Origin of the sequence: Streptomyces klenkii (genome assembly GCF_003626645.1) — a bacterium.
GTDB classification, from domain to species: domain Bacteria; phylum Actinomycetota; class Actinomycetes; order Streptomycetales; family Streptomycetaceae; genus Streptomyces; species Streptomyces klenkii.
The window spans coordinates 1-1,305 of sequence record NZ_RBAM01000098.1 but is presented as its reverse complement, the minus strand read 5'-3'; the positions used below and the strand labels follow the sequence as shown (position 1 = coordinate 1,305).

2 protein-coding genes are annotated in these 1,305 nt (G+C 73.3%); one reads left to right on the top strand and one right to left on the bottom strand.

All coding sequences use genetic code 11. The features are described from left to right. Positions 1–1,031 (top strand): galactose oxidase early set domain-containing protein (locus D7231_RS34915; protein WP_120760382.1); only part of this gene is annotated, 1,031 nt, incomplete at its 5' end. Between the two features lie 10 nt (positions 1,032–1,041). Here D7231_RS34915 and D7231_RS34910 read toward each other — a convergent pair. After that, positions 1,042–1,305 (bottom strand): glycoside hydrolase family 6 protein (locus D7231_RS34910; RefSeq protein WP_199739532.1); only part of this gene is annotated, 264 nt, incomplete at its 5' end.

Sequence of the window (1,305 nt, the reverse complement as noted above, 5' to 3'; positions counted from 1 at the left end):
AGGTGGTCCCGGGCATCAACGAGATCTACGACCCCAGGACCAAGACCTGGTCCGAGGGCCCCGAGCGCTACTTCCCCACCTACCCCGCGCTCTTCCTCACCCAGGGCGGGGAGATCTTCTACACCGGCTCCAACGCCGGCTACGGCCCCGCCGACGAGGGCCGCGAGCCGGGCCTGTGGGACCTGGAGTCCAACACCTTCACGGAGGTCGGCGGCCTCAGGGACGCCGACCAGCTGGAGACCTCCGCCTCCCTGCTGCTGCCCCCGGCCCAGGAGCAGCGGTTCATGGTGCTGGGCGGCGGCGGGGTCGGGGAGTCCGAGGAGTCCACCGAGCGCACCGCGATCATCGACCTCACCGAGGAGAACCCCCGCTACCGCGACGGGCCCCCGCTGCCCCAGGGCACCCGGTACCTCAGCAGCGTGATCCTCCCCGACGACACGGTCTTCACCTCGGGCGGCTCGGAGGACTACCGGGGCCGGGGCGACAGCGACATCCTCAAGGCGCAGTTCTACGACCCGGCCACCAACTCCTTCCGCCCCGCCGCCGACCCCACCGTGGGCCGCAACTACCACTCCGAGGCGCTGCTGCTGCCCGACGGGCGGGTGGCCACCTTCGGCTCCGACCCGCTGTTCGGGGACGCCGACAACACACGGATGGGCGAGTTCGAGAAGCGCATCGAGGTCTACACCCCGCCCTACCTCCACGACGGCCGCGAGGAGCGGCGCCCCGTCCTGGGCGAGGGCCCCGAGCGGGCCGCGCCGGGGGAGACCGTCACCTTCGCGACCGGGCAGCCGGGCCGGATCGCCGAGGCGCGGCTGATGCGCCCCAGCGCCGTCACCCACACCACGGACGTGGAGCAGCGCTCCCTCCAGCTGGAGGTGCGGCGCGGCGCCGGCGGGGTGTCGTTCACCCTCCCCGAGGACCCCTCGCTGGTGCCGCCCGGCTGGTACATGCTCTTCGTCAGTGACGAGGAGGGAACGCCCTCGGAGGCGACGTGGATCCAGATCGGGGAGGGGCTGGCCAAGGACTGAGGCGCGTGTCCTACTCCTCCCCCCGCGCCAGGGCCAGGGCGTACTCCGGCCACCACTGCCCGGCCGGGGGCCCGCCCCGGCACTCGCCGTCCGATTCGCCGGGCCGCTTGATCCACAGGTAGGCGTCCACCAGCGGGTCCCCGGTCCCGGCGGTCGGGGCGTCGCCCAGCGCCCGGCCCGGCGGATTGCACCAGGGCTCGTCCGTGCCCTCGTAGGGGCCGTTGCCGTTGCGGCTGGTGTCGATGACGAAGTGTGCCCCGCCCAGCAGCTCCGA